Origin of the sequence: Lysobacter sp. Root604 (genome assembly GCF_001427505.1) — a bacterium.
Lineage (GTDB): Bacteria > Pseudomonadota > Gammaproteobacteria > Xanthomonadales > Xanthomonadaceae > Lysobacter.
In genome coordinates this window covers 1,348,624-1,368,196 of record NZ_LMGS01000009.1, presented here as the reverse complement: position 1 = coordinate 1,368,196, position 19,573 = coordinate 1,348,624, and the positions used below count along the sequence as shown (strand labels likewise).

Sequence of the window (19,573 nt, the reverse complement as noted above, 5' to 3'; positions counted from 1 at the left end):
GCGCCGCGCGATTTCAGTCGCCGGCGTGGCGCTCCAGGTAATAGGCGGCGGCGCCGAGCAGGCCGCGTTGGCCGTGCTCGACCAGCCGCACCGGCGTGCGCGCCATCAGCTCGGCGAACACGCCCTTGTTGCGGAAGCGCGCGGCGAAATCGCTGGCCAGCAGGAACGGCGCGATCTGGGCCGGGATGCCGCCGGCCAGGTACACCGACTGCGCGCCGAAGGTCACGGCGAGGTCGCCGGCCAGGCTGCCGAGCATGGCGCAGAAGATCGACAGCGCCTCCACCGCCTGCGCATCGTCGCCGCGCTGCGCGGCCGCGGCGATGGCTTCGGGCGTGTCCAGTCGCGGCGGCGCCGCGTCCAGCGCGCATAGCGCTTCGTAGGTGTGGACCAGACCGGGGCCGGACAGCACGCGTTCGTTGTCCACGTGCGGCCAGCGTTGCAGCAGTTGCCGCAGCAAATCCAGTTCGCGCGGCGTGCCCGCGGCCAGCGCGGCGTGGCCGGCTTCGCTGGCCAGCACGCGCGCGGGCGAGCCCGGCACGTACAGCGCGGCGCCGAAGCCGGTGCCCGGGCCCAGCACCAACGCCGGGCCGGCGTTGGCGGCGGTGTCGCCGCAGATGTGCAGCATGCGCGCCGGGTCCAGGCGCGGCACCGCGTAGGCCACGGCTTCGAAATCGTTGAGCAGGGCCAACTGTCCGCAGCCGGCCTCCAGCCGGGTGCGCTCCAGCGAGACCGGCCAGGGCAGATTGCTGTTGAGCAGGCGGTCGCCGTCCAGGCGCCCGGCGATCGCGACCACCGCGTGTTCCTGCGCCACCTGCGCCTCTTCGGCGAAGTCGCGCAGGATCGCGGCCAGGCTGGGGGCCTGCGCGCAGGCGTATTGGCGAAAGCGCAGTACCGACAGCGTGCCGTCGTCGCCGACGCGCACATGTCCGACCCGGGCATGGGTGCCGCCGACATCGGCGGCGATCAGATCGCGCAGCTGCGCGCACTTGGGATGGACCGTCATAGCCGGCGAGCATGCCGGTTCCGACACGTGCACCGCTAGCGCGGTCTCGCCGCGACGAGGGACCGGAGTGCCGGCGGCGGACGGCGCGGGCAGGACGGCGGCGTTGGAGCGGACGGCGGGCATGGCCTGCTTCCCAGGGGGTTGACCCGATTATCGACCAAGCCGTCGCGCATTTGTATCGATCAAAACCGGCCGATTTCGTCAATTCAGCTGCGCCGCCCGGCGACCGCGGCGCATGGGGGCGCCCGCCCGCCTACGCCGAAGCGTAGCGCGCGGCGCCGCCGACCCAGCGTTCGACGATGCGCTGGGCGATCTCGGGCGCGTCGGCGAGCAGGCGCTCGCCCAGCGCCTGCACCTGCGGCAGCAGGTCGGCGTCGCGGGCCAGGTCGGCGACGCGGAAGCCGGCCAGACCGGTCTGGCGCGTGCCCAGCAGTTCGCCCGGGCCGCGCAATTCCAGATCCTTTTCGGCGATCACGAAGCCGTCGTGGGTCTGGCGCATGGTCTCCAGGCGTTGCCGCGCCAGCCCCGACAGCGGCGCGCGGTACAGCAGCACGCAGCTGGACGCGGCGCGACCGCGCCCGACCCGGCCGCGCAGCTGGTGCAGCTGCGCCAGGCCCAGCCGCTCGGCGTTCTCGACGATCATCAGCGAGGCATTGGGCACGTCCACGCCGACCTCGATCACCGTGGTCGCGACCAGCAGGTCGATGTCGCCGTCCTTGAACGCGCGCATGGTCGCCTGCTTCTCGCTGGCCTTCATGCGGCCGTGGACCAGACCCACGCGCAGCTCGGCCAGCTGCCGCGACAGTTCTTCGAAGGTGGTCTGCGCGGCCTGCGCGACCACTTCGTCGGAATCGTCGATCAGGGTGCAGACCCAATAGGCCTGGCGGCCCTCGGCGCAGGCGCCGCGGATGCGCTCGACCAGCTCCGGACGGCGTTCTTCGCTGAGCGCCACCGTCTGCACCGGCGTGCGCCCGGGCGGCAGTTCGTCGATCGCCGACACGTCCAGATCGGCATAGGCGGCCATCGCCAGGGTGCGCGGGATCGGGGTGGCGGTCATCACCAACTGGTGCGGGACGATCGCGTTCGCGCCGACCTCCCCGCCCGCGCCCTTGTCGCGCAGCGCCAGGCGCTGGTGCACGCCGAAGCGGTGCTGCTCGTCGACGATCGCCAACGCCAGATCGCGGAAGGCCACGCCCTCCTGCATCAGCGCGTGGGTGCCGACCACGACCTGGGCCTCGCCCGAGGCCACCTGTTCCAGCACCTTGGCGCGCGCGCGGCCGGTGACCTTGCCGGCCAGCCAGGCCACCCGCACGTCCAGCGGTTCCAGCCAGCCACGCAGATTGTTGAGGTGTTGCTCGGCCAGCAGTTCGGTCGGCGCCATCAGCGCGGCCTGGCGGCCGGCATGCACCGCGATCATCGCCGCCATCGCCGCCACCACGGTCTTGCCGCTGCCGACGTCGCCCTGGACCAGGCGCAGCATCGGCGAGGGCTTGGCGAGGTCGGCGCGGATCTGCGCGAACACGCGCTGCTGGGCGCCGGTGAGCGCGAACGGCAGGGCCTTGCGCAGGCGCTCGGCCAGGGCCAGGCCCTTCAAGGCCGGCGCCTTGTGCGCCTGCTGGGCGATGCGCTGGCGACGCAGGCTGAGGTGATGGGCCAGCAGTTCCTCCAGCGCCAGCCGGCGCTGGGCCGGATGGGTGCCGGCGATCAGCGCGGCCACGTCGGCATCTTGCGGCGGCCGGTGCACGGTCAGCAGGGCCTCGCGCAGGGTCGGCAGTTGCAGGCGCTCGCGCAGCTCGCGCGGCAACAGCTCCAGCGCGTCCTCGTCGGGCAGGCGGTCCAGGGCCAGGCCGATCAGGCGCCGCAGCGAAGCCGGGCCGATGCCCTCGACCGCGGGATAGACCGGATCCAGGCGCTCGCCCAGCGCGCTGTCGTCGTGATCGTCGAGCACGCGATAGCTGGGATGCACGATCTCCAAGCCGATCTGGCCGGGCTTGGGCGTGCCGTAGCAGCGCACGCGCGCGCCGACCCGGAACTGCGCGACCTGGGCGGCGCGGAAATGGAAGAAGCGCAGCACCAGGGTGCCGCGGCTGTCGTCGCCGATCGCCACCCGCAGCAGCGGGCGATAGCGGAAGCCGCGCTCGACCGCTTCGACGCGGCCTTCGACCTGCGCCGGCACGCCCGGCTGCAGCAAGCGGATCGGGGTGATCGAGGTGCGGTCCTCGTACTGCCGCGGCAATTGCAGCCACAGGTCCTGCAGGCTGTTCAGACCGCGCGCGGCGAGTTTCTCGGCCACGCTCGGGCCGACCCCGGGCAGGCTGGAGAGCGGCTGCAATTGGAGATCGACGGACGCCCCGCCCTTGCGCTTCGGCATGCGCTAAGCATAAAGGCCGAGAGTCGGGATTAGGGATTAGGGATTAGGGATTCGGGATTCGGGATTCGCAAAAGCGAAGAGCCCGCCATGGGCGGGCCCTCGCTGGTCGCTCTGTCGAATCCCGAATTCCGAATCTCGAATCCCGGCCTTCAAAACTTCGCGTTGAACTCCACACCAAAGGTGCGCGGCTCGGTCACGCGCGCGCCGACGGTGCCGAGCACGGTCTTGCCGTAGGTACCCAGGGAATTGATGTACTGGTTGTCGAACACGTTGTTGCCGAACAGGGCCAGGCCCCAATGGCCGTTGGGTGCGGTCCAGGCCAGGCGCACGTCGGTGCGGTTGCGCGACTCGTCCAGGTCCAGCGCCGGGCTGGGCCCGCAGTCGCCCTGCGCCACCGATTCGGTGTTGCAGCGCTTCTTGCTGCGGTAGGCGTGACGCAGCGAGAGACGCAGGTCGCCGTGCTCCTGCAGGTACCACTGGTAGTTCATGCCGCCGGCCAGGAACCAGTGCGGCACGCCGGTGGGCTTGCCCGACAGGTCCAGGCCGCTGATCGACGCGTAGTTCTTGTAAGTGGCGTCGATGAAGGCGGCGTTGAAGTCCAGGCCCAGGCCGTCGGTGACCTGCCAGCGCGCATCGAAGTCCACGCCGTAGGCTTCCATGTCCGAGGTGTCGACGACGAAGCGCGGGATGGTGGTGCTCATGTCCAGCACCACCGCCTGGCGGTTGTCGTAAACGTAGTAGTAGGCCGACAGGTTGTACTGCAGGCGATGCTCGGGGAAGGACTGCTTCAGACCGAACTCCAGATTCCACACGTCCTCGTTGTCGAAGCGGCTGCCGATCTGCAGCGAGTTGAACCCACCGGCCTTGTAGCCCTTGGCCAGCGAGGCGTAACCCATGGTGTTGTCGTTGAAATGGTAGTCGGCGACGAAGCGCGGGCTGACATCGCTCCAGGAGCGTTTGGCGCGGTTGGTCACGCCCTTGTTGAGCATGGCCGGCGGGTCGATGAAGGCCACGTCGAAGACGAAGGTCTCGCGTGGGATGCCCGCCAGGGCGAAGAAGCCCATCGCTTCCAATTGGTCCAGCGCCGCATCCAGCTCGGGCGCCGAACGCGGGTTGTTGAGCCAGCTGAATTCCTTCTCGTCGCGGGTGTAGCGCAGGCCGAAGGTCAGGTTGAGCCTGTCGGTGGCATGCCAGATCACGTCGCCGAACACCGCGTAGGACTGGGTCTCCAGGGTATTGATGAACTTCTCGTTCCAGCGGTGGCCGCGCAGTCGGATCGGAATGCCGAACGCGGCCAGTTGCTGGTCGACGTAGCCGAACAGATAGCCGGTGGGCGTGGGCGCCAGGCCCAGGTTGTGGACGATGGTATCCACCGAGTCGGTCAGGGCGTTGACCTCGCTGGTCTGGTCGGCCTCCTCCTTGAAGTAGCTGGCGCCGGCGACCCAGTCGATACGGTCGGTGCTGCCGGCGAACTTGAACTCCTGGTACAGGCTTTCGTTGCTCTCGGTGTTGGTGGAGTCGACGTAGAGGTAGTTGCGGTCGGTGCCGTCCTCTTCGACGCGGTTGACCGAGTCGTAGTCGCGCCAGGAGCTGGTCATGGTCAGCGTGCCCCAGTCGAAACCGTGGTCGACGATCAGGGTGACGCCGTCGAAGCGGCGCGACTCCTCGTTGCCTTCGGCGTCGGAGGCGGTGGGCACCTTGCGCGGATCCAGGTAGCCCAGCTCGTCCACCGGCAGGGTCGGCAGGCCCGGCCGCGGCGGCAGCGGCACGATGCCGGTGGTGGCCTGGCCGAGCTGGTCCAGGTTCTCGTGGTCCCAGCTCAAGGTGGCGGTGGTGCGCTCGCCCAGGCCCAGCCGGAACGCGGCGCGCGTGGCCCAGTTGTTTTCGGGATTGAGATCGCGGCCGGTGTTGGCGTCCTGGATCCAGCCGTCGCTGTGGTTGAACAGCGCGTTCACGCGCAGGGCCGCGTCCTCGCCGGTGGGCAAGTTGACCATCGCGTCGGCGTAGACGCGTCCTTCGTTGCCCAGGCGCAGGCGCGCGGCGGCTTCGGTGTCGCTGCCGGGCTTGCGGGTGATGATGGACACCGCGCCGGCGGCGGTGTTGCGGCCGAACAGGGTGCCCTGCGGGCCCTTGAGGATTTCGATCCGCTCCACGTCGGTGAACGGCAGCAGCACGCCGCCGCCGCGGCCGGCGTAGACGCCGTCGACGTAGATGCCGACCGCCGGGTCGGTGCCGATGCCGAAGTCGTCGGTGCTGATGCCGCGCAGCTGGAAGCTGGGCTGGGTCGGCTGCTGGCTGTTCACCACCAGGCCCGGCACGAAGCTGTCGAGATCGCCCAGGTCCTTGGCGGCGACGTCGTCGATGAGCTGGTCGCTCACCACCTGCAGGGCGATCGGCACGTCCTGCAGTTCCTGCTCGCGGCTCTGCGCGGTGACGGTGATGGCGTCGAGGTCCTTGGCCTCGGCGCGCGGCTGCGGCTCGGTCGCGGCGGACTGCGCCAGCGCCGTGGACGGCGCGCCGAAGGTGAGGACGGCACCGCCGCAAAGCGCGGCGATCGCGGTGACCAACTTATGTTTACGCAAGAGCATCGTGATCTTCCTTCACGCTCGTTTTCGACATGGACGACGCGTTCCCCCGAACACGCCCGTCGTCCTCCCCAGGCAGCGCACGCCTCGCCGGGCGCTAGCCGCAATCTCCCTGCTGCGCCGCGATCCATTCTCGGATCAGCGTCACGCCTTCGCGATGCACCACGGAGCGACCGACCTCCGGCATCATCGCCGAGGGGTCGTCGCTGTCCATGCGGTAGGTCAGGATCGACGCGTCCGGATCGCCCGGCACGATGTCGTGGCGGCGGTCGCCGGTGCCCTTGCCCGCAGCGATCGGCAGCTTGCAGCGGCCCAGCCGCAGCGGCTCTTGGGTGGCCGCATCCAGCCACAGGCCCGAGGTGTTGCCCGGTCCTTTGGGGCTGTGGCAATGACCGCAGTTGATATCGAGGTAGGCGCGCGCACGCGCGTCCAGGCTGGCGCGCGCGGTGTCGCGCCAGTCGGCCGCATGCGGCGCGGCGCCGGCCGCCGGCGCATCGCGCAGGTAACCCAGCTGCTGCCAATGCGCGAGCTGGTTGGCGCGGCCGCCGGCGTAGTCGAACTCGCGATTGAGGTGGCGCGCCTTCAGGCCGATCGGCTGCAGCGCCTTGCTCTTGATGTCGGTGCCGTGGCAGCCGCCGCATTGGTTTTGATCGGGAACCTGATAAGTCGCGTCCTCGCGGCTGCCGTCGGCGGCCTGCAGGCTCAGCGCCACCAGTTCGCCGCCGCGCATCAGCTTGGCTTCGGTCTGCTCGGCATTCCACACGTAGGGCAGCGCGATCCAGCCTTCCTGGCGCCGCACCAGCAGGCGGGTTTCGATCAGTCGCACCTTGGCCAGGTCCAGGCCGCCGTCGCGGAACTCGCCGTCGGCGCTGTTGCTGCGCACGACCACGTCGCTGTCCGCGGCCTGGCCGGGTACGCGCGGGTAGTAAAAGGTCTTGCTGACCACGGTACCGACCGGAAACTCGAACGCGCCCTCGGCGCTGTAGCGCGCCGATGCGCCCTTGGGCATCCACACCGTGCGCAGCTTGTGCGCGTAGTCGCTGAACAGCGGCGTGTTGAGTTCGTAGGGCACCACACCTTCGTTGAGGCGCAAGTGGCGATCGGCCACGCGCAGCACGCCCCATTCGCTGAGCAGGGCCGGCTGGCCTTGGGCATGGAAGCGCACCGGCGCCGGTGCGCGATCGCAGGCGGCCAGCACCGACAACAGCAGCAATAACAGCAAGCAGGCGCGCGATCGCAATCCCGTCATCGCTTAGCCGCGCTTGAGGTCGATGGCCGGCAGTTTGGGCAGGGTGCAGTTGTAGGCCGCCATGTCCTTGCTCGGGTTCTTGTAGCCGCCGGGGCCGTCGGCGTTGAGCACGCCCGACACGTCGCGCAGACACAGGTGCGGATCGCCGGGCTTGGCCGGCTTGGGATTGCGGTAGCCGTCCCAGAGCACATCGGGCAGGCGACCGGTGAGGCCGTAGCTGGCCACCTTGAGCGCCTTCAGATCGAAGCCGTCGGGCGCGTCGCCGCCGCCGGACAAGCGGTTGCCGTAGACCGAGATGCGCTCGGGGTACGGGTCGAAGTCCTTGGCCGCCTGATCGTCCTTGTAGCCGGTCGAGTAGACGCTGGAAATGATGATGTTGGTGGTGGCGTTGTCGCTGATGTCGTTGTCGAAGATCTCGACGTCGTCGTTGGAATTGACCACCACGCCGCTGCCCGCCGGCACGCTGGCCACCGGCGTGCCCTTGGCGCCGAAGTTGGCGGTGTTGTTCTTGTACACCTTGTTCTTGTACACCCGGATCGCCCCGCCCTGCTGCGACAGCGCCGGCATGTTGAACACCAGGATGCCGCCGGTGTTGTTGGTGGCCACGTTGTCGTAGACGTCGGCGTTGACGGTGTTCTCGATCTCGATGCCGGCGACGTTGAACTCGGCACGGCTGTTGCGCACGATCACGTCGCGCGACTGGCCGACGTAGATGCCGGCGTCGGAGGCGCCGATCGCCACCGAGTTCTCGATCAGCACGTTGCGGGTCTTGACCGGATACAGGCCGTAGGCGCCGTTCTTGGTGCTGGGCCCGCCGGTCCACTCCACGCGCACGTTGCGGATGGTGATGTGCTCGCCTTCGTTGACCTTAAGGCCGTCGCCCTTGCTGTCCTCGATGGCGATGTTCTCGAGGGTGAAGTGGCTGGCGTTGACCAGCAGGCCTTCGGCGCCCGCTTTCTGGCCCTTGAAGCTGAGCACCGACTTGTCGGGGCCGGCGCCGCGGATGGTCACGCCGTCCACGCGCAGGCTGAGGCTGCGGTCGAAGCTGTAGCGGCCGGCCGGCACCTCGATCACGTCGCCGGGTTTGGCGTCGAGCAAGCGCGTGCGCAGGGTTTCGGCGTAGGCCGGATCGCCCGCTGCGACCTGCGCGCTGGGCACGTGCGCCGGTCCGGCGTCGCGGCCGCAGGCGGTCAGGGCGATCAGGATCGCGAGTGCCAGGGTCAGTCTGCTCATCGAGTCTTGCGCTCCCCGTGTGGTCGTGGCTGGCGCGCTCGCGCGCCGCTGCGTTGGGCCGCGCGGCACCCCCTGCCGACGCCGCCGTTCCATTCACGAGTCTCGGCCGCGGTCACGCGCGCGCGTGAGGGCAGTTGCGGCACACTAAGGGGGGATTAACGGCCAAGTTGCGAGAACGATGCCGCACCGGATCCAGGAAGCGCCGCGCACCGACATCGCCCTGATGTCGCCGAATCTGCTGTGGGGCCTGTTCCGTAGCGCGGAGGAACACGGCGTGTCCAGCGCCGACTGGCTGCTCGGCACCCAGCTCACCCGCGCCCAGATCGACGACCCCGGCGTGCGCCTGCCCGACCGCCAGACCGCGATCGTGGTCGAACGCGCGCTGCGGGTACTACCGCCGTCGATCGGGCTGGACCTGGGCGCACAGCAGAACGTCGGCAACTTCGGCCTGCTCGGCCTGGCCATGACCACCGCCGCCACCTTCGGCGAGGCGATCGCGCTGGGCCTGCGCTTCACGCCGGTGGTCGGCAGCCTGATGCGCTTCGTCGAAAGCGCGGCCGCGCCGGGCGAGATCGCCCTGGCCGGGGAGATGATCGTGGCCAACGCGGCCATCCACCGCTTCGTGTGCGAGGAGTTCTTCGCCAGCTGCCTGGCGCTGGCGCGCGGGCTGGTCGGCGCGGCGCTCAAGCCCCTGCGCCTGGAGTTCAGCTACCCGGCGCCGGACTACGCCGAACGCTATCGCGAGGTGTTCGAATGCCCGATCGCCTTCGACCAGCCGCAGGACCGGCTGGTGCTGGACGAACGCTGGCTGGCGCATCCGCTGAGCACCCACAACCCGATCGCGGCGCAGCAGGTGCTGGCGCTGTTGCGCGCGCAGATGCCCGCGACCCAGGCCCCGGGCGAGACCACGGCGGCGGTGGAGCGGCTGTTGCGCGCGCAACTGGCAAGCGACCCCAAGCTGGCCGACATCGCCGCGCAGTTGCACGTGAGCGAGCGCACTCTGCGCCGCCAGCTCAGCGCCGAGGGCACGCGCTACAACGCGCTGCACGACCGGCTGCGCATCGACCAGGCCTATGCCCTGCTGCGCGACCGCGAACGCCCAATCGCGAGCATCGCGGCGGCGATCGGCTACAAGGACCCGCGCGAGTTCCGACGCGCGTTCAAGCGCCTGACCCAGACCACCCCGCGCGAGGCGCGCGAGCGGCTGCTGGAAGAGGCGGCGGTGCGCAGGACCGCGCCGGACTGAGCCGCCGAGTCGCAACCGCGCGACGCGAGGCCCGCAGCGACCCGCGGCAGCGCCCCCGGTTCGACGGGCTCGCCACGAACGGCTTTTGGAACATCTGTAGGTTTTGCGGCACCCAGGGCGCGGGTCGTGCGAGCCCTGCCCGCCCCCCCCGGAACGATGCGCCGAGCGCGCACCGCCGCGATCGCGACTGGGATCAGTCCAGCACCATGATCGCGTCGGCCTCGAAGGCCACGCCACGCGGCAGCGCCGCGACCTGCACGGTCGAGCGTGCGGGATACGGCGCGTTGAAGTACTCGCCCATCACCGCATTGACCTTGCCGAAGTGGCCCAGGTCGGTCAGGAACAGGCCGAGACGGACGATCTTTTCCAGCGAACCGCCGGCGGCCTCGCAGACTTCCTTGAGGTTGAGGAAGACGCGGTGGGCCTGGGCCTCGATGTCGCCCTCGATGACCAGACCGCTGGCCGGATCGAGCGGAATCTGGCCGGACAGATAGACGGTGTCGCCGACGCGCACGGCCTGCGAGTAGGGGCCGATCGCGGCGGGCGCCTTGGCCGTGTTGATGATCTGCTTGGACATGGACGGGCTCCTGATGGGGGACGGGGAATGCTAAGACGTTTGCGCCGTCGCGTGCGGCGCGGCGGCGTCAGCCGCGGTAGCCGTTGCTGATCGGGTAGCGGCGTTCGCGCCCGAACGCGCGGTGCGAGACCTTGGGCCCCGGCGCGGCCTGGTGGCGCTTCCACTCGCTGATGCGCACCAGGCGCAGCACCCGGTCGACGGTGTCGGCGGCGAAACCGGCCGCGACGATCTCGTCGCGCGACTGCTCCTGGTCGACGTGGCGCAGCAGGATCGCGTCGAGCACGTCGTAAGGCGGCAGCGAGTCCTGGTCCTTCTGGTTGTCGCGCAGCTCGGCCGAGGGCGGGCGGTCGATCACGCCCGGCGGAATCAGCGGCGCGCCCGCGACCGCGTTGCGCCAGCGCGCCAGATCGTAGACCTCGGTCTTGTAGAGGTCCTTGATCGGCGCGTAGCCGCCGCACATGTCGCCGTAGATGGTGGCGTAGCCGACCGCGTACTCGCTCTTGTTGCCGGTGGTCAGCAGCAGGCCGCCGAACTTGTTGCTCAATGCCATCAGCAGCGCGCCGCGCGTGCGCGACTGCAGGTTCTCCTCGGTCACGTCCACGGCCTTGCCGGCGAAGGTCTCGGCGAGGGTGTCCAGATAGCCTTGGAACGGCTTTTCGATCGGTAGCGCGATCAGGCGCACGCCCTGGGCCTGGCATTGCTCGGCGGCCAGGTCGTTGGACAGACCGGCGGTGTAGCGCGAAGGCATGCGTACCGCGGTGACGTTGTCGGCGCCCAACGCGTCGACCGCGATCGCCAGCACCAGCGAGGAATCGATGCCGCCGGACAGGCCCAGCCAGACCGAATCGAAGCCGTTCTTGCGGCAGTAGTCGCGGGTGCCGCGCACGATGGCGCGCCAGGCCAGCGAATCGCGGCCGTCGTCGGTTTCCTCGGGCCAGGCCACCGGCGCGAACGCGCGCGTGGCGGCGTCGTAGTCGGCGACCAGCCAATGGTCCTCGAACGCGCGCGCGGCGTTGTGCACGCGGCCGTCGCCGTCGGCGAGCACCGAGGCGCCGTCGAACACCAGCGCGTCCTGGCCGCCGACCACGTTGAGATAGGCCAGCGCGCAACCGCTTTCGCGCACGCGCTGGGCGATCAGGGCGTCGCGCTGGGCGTGCTTGTCGCGCTCGAACGGCGAGGCGTTGGGCACCAGCACCAGCTCGGCGCCGGCCGCGGCGGTCGCCGCCAGCGGTTCGGGGAACCATAAGTCCTCGCAGATCACCAGGCCCAGCGCCACGCCCTTGACCTCGAACACGCAGCGCTCGCCGTCGGGATCGACGTCGAAGTAGCGACGCTCGTCGAACACTGCGTAGTTGGGCAGCTCGCGCTTGCGATACGTCGCCTCCACGCGACCGTCGCGCAGCACGCTGGCGGCGTTGTAGACCACCGCTCCAGCCGCCTGCGGCCAGCCGACCACGGCGGTGATGCCCTGGGTGGTGGCGGCCACGCGCAGCAGCGCGGCCTCGCAGTCGGCCAGGAAGCTCGGGCGCAGCAGCAGGTCCTCGGGCGGGTAGCCGCTGATGGCGAGTTCGGGGAACAGCACCACGTCGGCGCGATGCCGGTCGCGCGCCTCCACGATCATTTCGGCGATGCGTTCGGCGTTGCGCTCGACGGCGCCGACCGGGAAATCGAATTGGGCCAGGGCGATGCGGAGTTGCGTAGACATGCGGCGAGTCTCGGAAAACGGGGATTGATGCGCGCTGCATCGGGTCGCGTCGACTGGAAGCTTCGATCTCAGTCGTGCGAGTAACCGGCTTCGCGCTGGCCTCGAATGGCCAGGATCAGGATCGTGTCGAACTCTTTCATATATCGGTACAGCGCGACGTAGCCCCGCCCTTCGCGGCCCACGACGAGCTCACGCAAATCTCCGGCCTGCGCGCGTCCGATCAAGGGATTGTCGGCTAGCACGTCCACGGCATGCAGGAGGCCGGCGATGCGCTCTTCGCGTTGCGCGACCTCATGCCGATCCAGGTGGTCGAGGATGCGCGCGAAATCCTCCGCCAATCCGGGCGAGAGGACGATTCGGGTCACGGCTGGCGCCCGAAGGTCTTCTCGACGGGCAAGTCCGGGTGCTCGCCGCGCGCGCGGCGCTCCAGGTAGTCGCGCATGTCCTCCCAGGCCAGGACCTGGCCATCGGCTACGAAGGCCTGCCAGCGACGTTCGGCTTCGTCCAGGAACTCGCGCTGGCGCTCGGCTTCGCCCACTTTCTCCTCGATGGCGCCGAGGATGAAGCCGTGCGCGGTGGTGCCGGCGCGCTCGGCGGCGTGGCTGATGCGCGCCTTGAGCTCATCGCTGAGTCGGATCGTGGTGGTCGACATCGGCGCCTCCGGATCGTCTGGGTGCTGCGAGCAGCGTAGCACAAAGGTGCTACATACGAAGAAGCCGCCCGGAGGCGGCTTCTTCGCAACACGGTGGCGCCGGCTTACTTCGCCAGACGCTTCGCGATCGCCGCGCCCAGGTCGCCGGGCGACTTGACCGTGGTGATGCCGGCCTTTTCCATCGCCGCGAACTTGCCGGCGGCGGTGCCCTGGCCGCCCGACGCGATCGCGCCGGCGTGGCCCATGCGCTTGCCGGCCGGAGCCGAGGCGCCGGCGATGAAGCCGACCACCGGCTTGGTCACGTGCTGGGCGATGTACTCGGACGCTTCCTCCTCGGCCGAGCCGCCGATTTCGCCGACCATGATGATGCCCTCGGTCTGCGGATCGTTCTGGAACAGCTTGAGCGCGTCGATGAAGTTGGTGCCGTTGATCGGGTCGCCGCCGATGCCGATGCAGGTCGACTGGCCGAGGCCGGCGTCGGTGGTCTGCTTGACGGCTTCATAGGTCAGCGTGCCCGAGCGCGACACGATGCCGATCTTGCCCGGCAGGTGGATGTGGCCCGGCATGATGCCGATCTTGCACTCGCCGGGCGTGATCACGCCGGGGCAGTTCGGACCGATCAGGACCGTGTCCGGATAACCGGCCAGGGTGTTCTTCACCCGCAGCATGTCCAGCACCGGGATGCCTTCGGTGATGCAGACGATGACCTTGATGCCGGCGTCGGCCGCTTCCAGGATCGCGTCGGCCGCGAACGGCGGCGGCACGTAGATCACCGACGCATCGGCGCCGGTCTGGGCGACCGCGTCGCGCACGGTGTTGAAGACCGGCAGGCCCAGGTGCTGGGTGCCGCCCTTGCCCGGGGTCACGCCGCCGACGACCTGGGTGCCGTAGTCGAGCATCTGCTCGGCGTGGAAGCTGCCCTGCGTGCCGGTGAAGCCCTGGACGATGACCTTGGTGTTCTTGTTGATCAAAACGGACATGTCAGTGGCCCCTTACTTGCCGGCGACGGCGGCAACCGCCTTCTTAGCGCCATCGTTGATATCGTCCGCCGGGGTAATGGCCAGACCCGAGTTCTTCAGCAGTTCCTTGCCGGCTTCGACGTTGGTGCCCTCGAGGCGCACGATCACCGGCACCTTGACGTCGACTTCCTTGACCGCGGCGATGATGCCGTCGGCGATCATGTCGCAGCGGACGATGCCGCCGAAGATGTTGACGAAGATCGCCTTGACCTTGTCCGAGCTCAGGATGAGCTTGAAGGCCTCGGTCACGCGTTCCTTGGTGGCGCCGCCGCCGACGTCGAGGAAGTTGGCCGGCGAACCGCCGTTAAGCGCGATCACGTCCATGGTCGCCATCGCCAGGCCGGCGCCATTGACCATGCAGCCGATGTTGCCGTCCATGGTGACGTAGTTGAGGTCGTGCTGGCTGGCCAGCACCTCGGTCTCGTCTTCCTGGCGGATGTCGCGCATTGCGGCCAGGTCCTTGTGACGGAACGTGGCGTTGTCGTCGCTGTTGACCTTGCCGTCGAGCACGGCGAGGTCGCCGTTGGTGAGGATGGCCAGCGGGTTCAGTTCGACCAGCGCCAGGTCCTTCTCGTTGAACAGGCGGTACAGGCCCTGCATGATCTTGGTCAGCTGGCCGACCTGCTTGGCGTTCAGGCCCAGGTCGAAGCCGAGATCGCGGCACTGGTAGGCCTGCAGGCCCTGGATGTAGTTCACGTGCAGGGTCTTGATCAGGTCCGGCGTCTCGGCCGCGACCTTCTCGATCTCGACGCCGCCTTCGGCGGAGGCGATGAAGGTGATCGACTTGGTGGAGCGGTCGACCAACACCGACAGGTACAGCTCCTTGGCGATGTCGGTGCCTTCGGAGATCAGCACCGTGTCGATCGGCAGGGCGACGCCGGCGGACTGGTAGGTCTCCATGCGGGTGCCGAGCATGGCGGTGGCGTACTGCTTCACTTCGTCGTAGCTCTTGGCCAGCTTGACGCCGCCGGCCTTGCCGCGGCCACCGGCGTGGATCTGGGCCTTGACCACCCAGAGGTCGCCAGGAATGGCCTTGGCGGCCGCAACGGCCTCATCCGGCGTGCGCGCGACGCGCCCGGCGGGCACCGCGATGCCATAGTCGGCAAACAGCTGCTTTGCCTGATATTCGTGAAAATTCATGCGTCACCGAGGGGAGTGAAAGACGTCCCGCGCGAATAGCGGACCGCTGGGCGGGCCAGCGCGAGGGGGCCGCATTGTCGCCGATCGCGGCGGAGCGAGCAAAACCGGGCCCGGACCCGGCCGGCCCCGCCAGACCCGGCAAAGCCCGCCGGGGCGGCCCGCGACCGCCCCGGGAGGCCTTGCGCGCGGGGCCCGGCGCATGGGCGATCCGGGCGCTTTCGCGCATACTCGGCGCCATTCCGTCCGGACAGGGTCAGCCGCTTGCCGTCAGGTCTCGCCCCCGTCGCCGCCTCCGACGCCGACCATGCGCTGCGCCGCGAGCTGTACTTCTTCACCCTGTATCGGCTGCTGGAGGCCGCCCTGCTGGCGCTGCTGGTGTTCGGGCCGGCCCAGGTCCTGATCCGCGCCCCCAGCCTGCCCCTGCTCGCGCGCGCCGTGGTCCTGGGCTACATGCTGGCGGCGATGCTGCTGTTCGTGTCCGGGCGCCGCGGCAACCTACACACCCAGGCCCTGATCGGCATCACCGTCGACCTGCTGGCCGGCATCCTGGCCCTGCACGCCCTGCCCGCCGCCGGCACCGGCATCGCCCTGATGCTGGTGTTCAACGTCGGCGCCGCGGCCCTGCTGCTGCGCATGCGCTACGGCCTGAGCATGGCGGTGATCGCGGTGGCGCTGCTGCTGGGCGAGTACGCATTCAGCGAGCTGATCGGCAGCGGCAGCGAACGCGTGGTCGGCGAGCCGGTCATGTTCGCCCTGGGCTTCATGGCCATCGCCACCCTGACCAGCCTGCTCGGGCGCGAGATGCGCGCCAGCTCGGCCCTGGCCGAGCGCCGCGGCGCCGAGGCCGCCAATTACGCCGAGGTCAACGAACTCATCATCCGGCGCATGCGTACCGGCGTGCTGCTGGTCGACGGCGAGGGACGCCTGCGCCTGGCCAACGAGGCCGCCATGCTGCTGCTGGGCGAACCCGGCGAGCATTCCGACCACAGCCACCGCAACCTGGCGATCGCCTCGCCCGAGCTTGCGCGCCGGCTGGGGCGCTGGCGCGCCGACGCGGTCCCGGACGAGACCCCGCTGCAGATGGCGCCGGACCAGCCCGAGGTGGTGCCGCGCTTCACCCGGCTGCTCGCCGGCAGCGACCAGACCCTGATCTTCCTGGACGACACCTCGCTGGTCTCGCGCCGCGCCGAATCGATCACCCTGGCCGCACTGGGCCGGTTCTCGGCCAGCCTGGCCCACGAGATCCGCAACCCACTGGCCGCGATCAGTTACGCCGTGCAGTTGCTGGAGGAGTCGCGCGACATCGCCGTGGCCGACCGCCGCCTGCTCGAGATCGTGCGCCAGCAGGGCACGCGCATGAACGGCATCGTCGAGAACGTGCTGGGCATGGCGCGGCGCGAACCGGCCAAGCCCGAGCATGTCGACCTGGTCGCGTTCAATCGCCAGTTCGTCGACGAGTACAACACCAGCCACCCGATCGAACTGGACAGCCTGCGCGCGACCTCGGCGCAGCCGCGCATCCCGGCCCTGGTCGATCCGCGCCAGCTGCATCAGGCCCTGACCGTGCTGGTGCACAACGCCCTGACCTACGGCCGCATGCCGGGCGAACCGGCGCGCGTCACGGTGCACGCCTATCTGGACGCGAGCGCGGCGCCGGTGATCGACGTGCTGGATCGCGGCCCGGGCATTCCCGAATCGGTGGCCTCACGGCTGTTCCGGCCGTTCTTCACCACCTCCAGCCACGGCACCGGACTGGGCCTGTACATCGCCCGCGAGCTGGTGCGGGCGAACCAGGCCTCGCTCGACTATGTACCCATGCCGGGCGGCGGCGGCTGCTTCCGTATCCATCTCTCCGGCACCAACGCGATGTTGCCGGCGTGACCTGGAGCACGCTCCCGGCTTGGCCGTGACGCACCCTTAAGCTATCGTGTCGGGCGGAGGATGCAATGGCTGAAACTCGTAGTGCACTGGTGATCGACGACGAGCGCGATATTCGCGAGCTGTTGGTCATGACTTTGGGCCGCATGGGCCTGCGTTGCGACACCGCCTCCAGCGTTTCGGAGGCGCGCAGCCAGCTGGCCCGCAATCGCTACGATCTTTGCCTGACCGACATGCGCCTGCCCGACGGCTCCGGTCTGGAACTGATCGCCGAGATCAGCCAGAAGCATCCGGACACCCCGGTGGCGATGATCACCGCCTTCGGCAACGTCGAAGCCGCGGTGGAAGCGCTCAAGGCCGGGGCTTTCGACTTCGTCGCCAAGCCGGTCGAACTGACCGTGCTGCGCGATCTGGTCCGGCACGCGCTGGAACTGAACGAGAGCCGCCGCAGCACCGCCGACACCGTCGCCTCGCGCCTATACGGCGAATCGCCGGCCATGGCCAAGCTGCGCCAGACCATCGGCAAGGTCGCGCGCAGCCAGGCCCCGGTCTACATCGCCGGCGAGTCAGGCGTGGGCAAGGAGCTGGTCGCGCGCACCATCCACGCCGAAGGCGGCCGCGCCGGCGGTCCCTTCGTGCCGGTCAACTGCGGCGCGATCCCGGCCGAGCTGATGGAAAGCGAATTCTTCGGCCACAAGAAGGGCAGCTTCACCGGCGCCCACGCCGACAAGCCCGGCCTGTTCCAGGCCGCCGACGGCGGCACCCTGTTCCTCGACGAAGTCGCCGAACTGCCGCTGCCGATGCAGGTCAAGCTGCTGCGCGCGATCCAGGAAAAGTCGATCCGTCCGGTCGGCGCCCAGGCCGAGGTCGTGGTCGACGTGCGCATCCTCTCGGCCACCCACAAGGACCTGGCCGCGCTGGTCGCCGACGGCCGCTTCCGCCAGGACTTGTACTACCGCATCAACGTGATCGAACTGCGCGTGCCGCCGCTGCGCGAACGCCTGGACGATCTGCCCGGCCTGGCCAGCAAGGTGCTCGAACGCCTCGCCAGCGCCCAAGGCCGCCCGATTCCGCGCCTGGGCGACGACGCCCTGGAAGCGCTGCGCGCCTATGCCTTCCCCGGCAACGTGCGCGAACTAGAGAACATCCTCGAGCGCGCCCTGGCCCTGGCCGAAGGCGAGCTGCTCAACGCCGCCGACCTGCGCCTGCCGCGCCTGTCGACCCAGGCGCCTGCGCCCGTGGCGGGCGCTCCCGCGGCAACCTCCGCGCCCGCTCCCGCGGCCGGCGTCGACCCGCGCACGCTGAACCCCCGCGACACCTCGACCAGCGCCCTGCCCTCGTACATCGAGGAAATCGAACGCGCCGCGATCCAGCAGGCGCTGCAGGAAAACCGCTACAACAAGACCCGCACCGCCGCCGCGCTGGGCATCACCTTCCGCGCGCTGCGTTACAAGCTCAAGAAGCTCGGGATCGACTGAGGAGTTCGGCCGCCCGCTACGCTGACGGCCGGACCAGCCAGACCCATCAGATACGCGCCACGCCGACCCAACCGGCGCTGAGCACCGGCGTGACCCACTCCAGCGCATTGATCGTGGCCTGGAAGCCCTTGACCGCAACCCGGGTCGCGCCGCCGCTACGCTCGATCATCTCGTCGAAGCGCGCACCATAGGGCTGCAGCGACAACAACTCGACGCCGGCGCGGTCGAACAGGGTTCGCAGCGTCTTGTAGGAATAGATTTGCAGATGGTCCTGATGGGTCGACTCGCGCCCCATCAGCCCGATCGCGATGTTGTGCCAGCTGCAGGCATTCGGCGTGGAGAATACGAAGTCGACGCCGGCCAGCTCCGGACTGGCCTTAAGGCTGCGCAGGAACGCCAGCGTGTCGGGCAGATGCTCGATCAATTCGCCGGCGACGATCACGTCGGGCCGGCCATAAAGTGCGACCGACGACGACAGCGCGAAAATGTCCGCATTGACGATGCGTCCGTTCGGGCGCGTCTGCAGCCCTTCGGGCGGCACCAACGCAGAGTTGTCTATGCCCACCACCTCGTGCGCGACGGAGCACAGGCGAGCGTGCAGCCAGCGGCCGTTGTCCTGTTTGGCGGCGTAGGCCGTCTCGTCCAGGGCGCCCAGATCGAAAACCCGTTTGCCGCGCGCATGCGCCTCGATCTGGGCGACGCGATCGCGCGGCCGCGGCACCTTCACGGCCTCCAGGGCGGTATAGCTCAACGGCTGCATGGCGTGTCGCCTTGGGGTACGCACACGCGCACCAGATAGTTGGGCCGGTCTATCGTCAACAGACCCAGCTCGGCCGGCGCGCTGTCGGGCAACAGACGCCGCGCCATCTCCGCCACCTGCGCCGATCCGATCAGCATCACGCCGCGATCGCCGCTGATGTATTTGTCGGCCAGGAAACCCAGCGTCGCCCGGTAATGGCCAGGCTCGACGTCCTTGATAAGCAACGGCGCGCCTGGCCGCAGCGCATCGCTGACGGCGCGCAGGAAATCCTCGCGCTGCTCCGGAGCGACATGGTGCATGACGTCGACCACGATCGCCGCATCGTACTTGCCCGGCAGGGACAGCAAATGATCCTGGATGGTGGTCGAGGGCACCAAGGCAACGCGCGCATGGAACTGCGGGCGCAGGAACCGGCCCACGCTGCCGGCGACATCGACCATGGTCACGCGCAGGTCCGGACGCAGCGCGAACAATCGGTTCAGCAGCTCGCCGTCGCCACCGCCGATGTCCAGCACGCTGGCGTCGGCCGGCAGCGCCTCGGCCAACTTCGCGGCCACCCGGTCCAAGTCCACGAATATCGCGCGATAGGCATTGGCTGCCGCACGTTCCAGCGACGCGGGCATGCATGCCCGCAGCAGCGGACCGATCCTCATGACGCCCCCGCGATCGATGAGGGC

At 69.3% G+C, this 19,573-nt stretch carries 16 protein-coding genes; 3 read left to right on the top strand and 13 right to left on the bottom strand.

What is annotated here, in order from left to right; translation table 11 throughout:
- Window positions 1-13: 13 nt before the first annotated feature.
- The 5 genes from ASD69_RS14385 to ASD69_RS14365 all read right to left on the bottom strand — a co-directional run bounded on the left by ASD69_RS14385 (window position 14) and on the right by ASD69_RS14365 (window position 8,441).
- Window positions 14-1,126, bottom strand: coding sequence for a glucokinase (locus ASD69_RS14385; RefSeq protein ID WP_255357235.1), 1,113 nt, complete (start codon window positions 1,124-1,126; stop codon window positions 14-16).
- A gap of 130 nt (window positions 1,127-1,256) precedes the next feature.
- Window positions 1,257-3,374 (bottom strand): ATP-dependent DNA helicase RecG, encoded by a 2,118-nt coding sequence (recG, locus tag ASD69_RS14380; RefSeq protein ID WP_056179270.1) that lies wholly within the window; start codon window positions 3,372-3,374, stop codon window positions 1,257-1,259.
- A 149-nt stretch (window positions 3,375-3,523) separates the two neighbouring features.
- Entirely contained in the window at window positions 3,524-5,962 is a 2,439-nt protein-coding gene (locus tag ASD69_RS14375; protein ID WP_056179267.1) for a TonB-dependent receptor, read from the bottom strand.
- Between the two features lie 94 nt (window positions 5,963-6,056).
- Window positions 6,057-7,208: an SO2930 family diheme c-type cytochrome gene (locus ASD69_RS14370; protein WP_056179264.1), complete on the bottom strand. Its 1,152-nt coding sequence runs from the start codon at window positions 7,206-7,208 to the stop codon at window positions 6,057-6,059.
- 3 nt (window positions 7,209-7,211) lie between these two features.
- On the bottom strand, window positions 7,212-8,441 hold the full coding sequence (locus ASD69_RS14365) for a parallel beta-helix domain-containing protein (RefSeq protein ID WP_056179262.1): 1,230 nt from the start codon (window positions 8,439-8,441) through the stop codon (window positions 7,212-7,214).
- Window positions 8,442-8,619: 178 nt separating this feature from the next.
- Between ASD69_RS14365 and ASD69_RS14360 the strand changes: the two genes are divergently transcribed.
- The gene (locus tag ASD69_RS14360; RefSeq protein WP_056179259.1) at window positions 8,620-9,687 is read left to right on the top strand and encodes an AraC family transcriptional regulator; all 1,068 of its coding nucleotides are present in this window, start codon (window positions 8,620-8,622) and stop codon (window positions 9,685-9,687) included.
- Between the two features lie 193 nt (window positions 9,688-9,880).
- Here ASD69_RS14360 and ASD69_RS14355 read toward each other — a convergent pair whose 3' ends face one another.
- From ASD69_RS14355 to sucC, 6 genes are all read right to left on the bottom strand, one after another.
- On the bottom strand, window positions 9,881-10,264 hold the full coding sequence (locus ASD69_RS14355) for a RidA family protein (protein WP_056179256.1): 384 nt from the start codon (window positions 10,262-10,264) through the stop codon (window positions 9,881-9,883).
- A gap of 67 nt (window positions 10,265-10,331) precedes the next feature.
- Entirely contained in the window at window positions 10,332-11,969 is a 1,638-nt protein-coding gene (locus ASD69_RS14350; protein ID WP_056179253.1) for an NAD+ synthase, read from the bottom strand.
- Window positions 11,970-12,037: 68 nt separating this feature from the next.
- Window positions 12,038-12,334, bottom strand: a complete 297-nt coding sequence (locus ASD69_RS14345) for a type II toxin-antitoxin system RelE/ParE family toxin (RefSeq protein ID WP_056179251.1) — start codon at window positions 12,332-12,334, stop codon at window positions 12,038-12,040.
- Window positions 12,331-12,621 carry a DUF1778 domain-containing protein gene (locus ASD69_RS14340; RefSeq protein ID WP_056179248.1) on the bottom strand — a complete coding sequence of 97 codons (291 nt, stop codon included), beginning with the start codon at window positions 12,619-12,621 and terminating at the stop codon, window positions 12,331-12,333. The genes ASD69_RS14345 and ASD69_RS14340 overlap by 4 nt, the downstream gene beginning before the upstream one ends.
- Before the next feature lie 104 nt (window positions 12,622-12,725).
- Complete coding sequence (gene sucD / locus ASD69_RS14335) at window positions 12,726-13,601, bottom strand: succinate--CoA ligase subunit alpha (RefSeq protein WP_056179245.1); 876 nt, start codon at window positions 13,599-13,601, stop codon at window positions 12,726-12,728.
- 12 nt (window positions 13,602-13,613) lie between these two features.
- Window positions 13,614-14,780 carry an ADP-forming succinate--CoA ligase subunit beta gene (sucC, locus tag ASD69_RS14330; RefSeq protein WP_056179243.1) on the bottom strand — a complete coding sequence of 389 codons (1,167 nt, stop codon included), beginning with the start codon at window positions 14,778-14,780 and terminating at the stop codon, window positions 13,614-13,616.
- A 261-nt stretch (window positions 14,781-15,041) separates the two neighbouring features.
- Between sucC and ASD69_RS14325 the strand changes: the two genes are divergently transcribed.
- Both ASD69_RS14325 and ASD69_RS14320 read left to right on the top strand, forming a co-directional pair.
- Window positions 15,042-16,661 carry an ATP-binding protein gene (locus tag ASD69_RS14325; RefSeq protein ID WP_056179239.1) on the top strand — a complete coding sequence of 540 codons (1,620 nt, stop codon included), beginning with the start codon at window positions 15,042-15,044 and terminating at the stop codon, window positions 16,659-16,661.
- 65 nt (window positions 16,662-16,726) lie between these two features.
- Entirely contained in the window at window positions 16,727-18,136 is a 1,410-nt protein-coding gene (locus ASD69_RS14320; protein WP_056179236.1) for a sigma-54 dependent transcriptional regulator, read from the top strand.
- A 46-nt stretch (window positions 18,137-18,182) separates the two neighbouring features.
- Here ASD69_RS14320 and ASD69_RS14315 read toward each other — a convergent pair whose 3' ends face one another.
- Together ASD69_RS14315 and ASD69_RS14310 are read right to left on the bottom strand one after the other, a co-directional pair.
- On the bottom strand, window positions 18,183-18,896 hold the full coding sequence (locus ASD69_RS14315; protein ID WP_056179234.1) for a methyltransferase domain-containing protein: 714 nt from the start codon (window positions 18,894-18,896) through the stop codon (window positions 18,183-18,185).
- Window positions 18,884-19,549 carry a class I SAM-dependent methyltransferase gene (locus ASD69_RS14310; RefSeq protein ID WP_056179231.1) on the bottom strand — a complete coding sequence of 222 codons (666 nt, stop codon included), beginning with the start codon at window positions 19,547-19,549 and terminating at the stop codon, window positions 18,884-18,886. Before ASD69_RS14310 ends, ASD69_RS14315 begins: the two co-directional genes overlap by 13 nt.
- Window positions 19,550-19,573 lie beyond the last annotated feature (24 nt).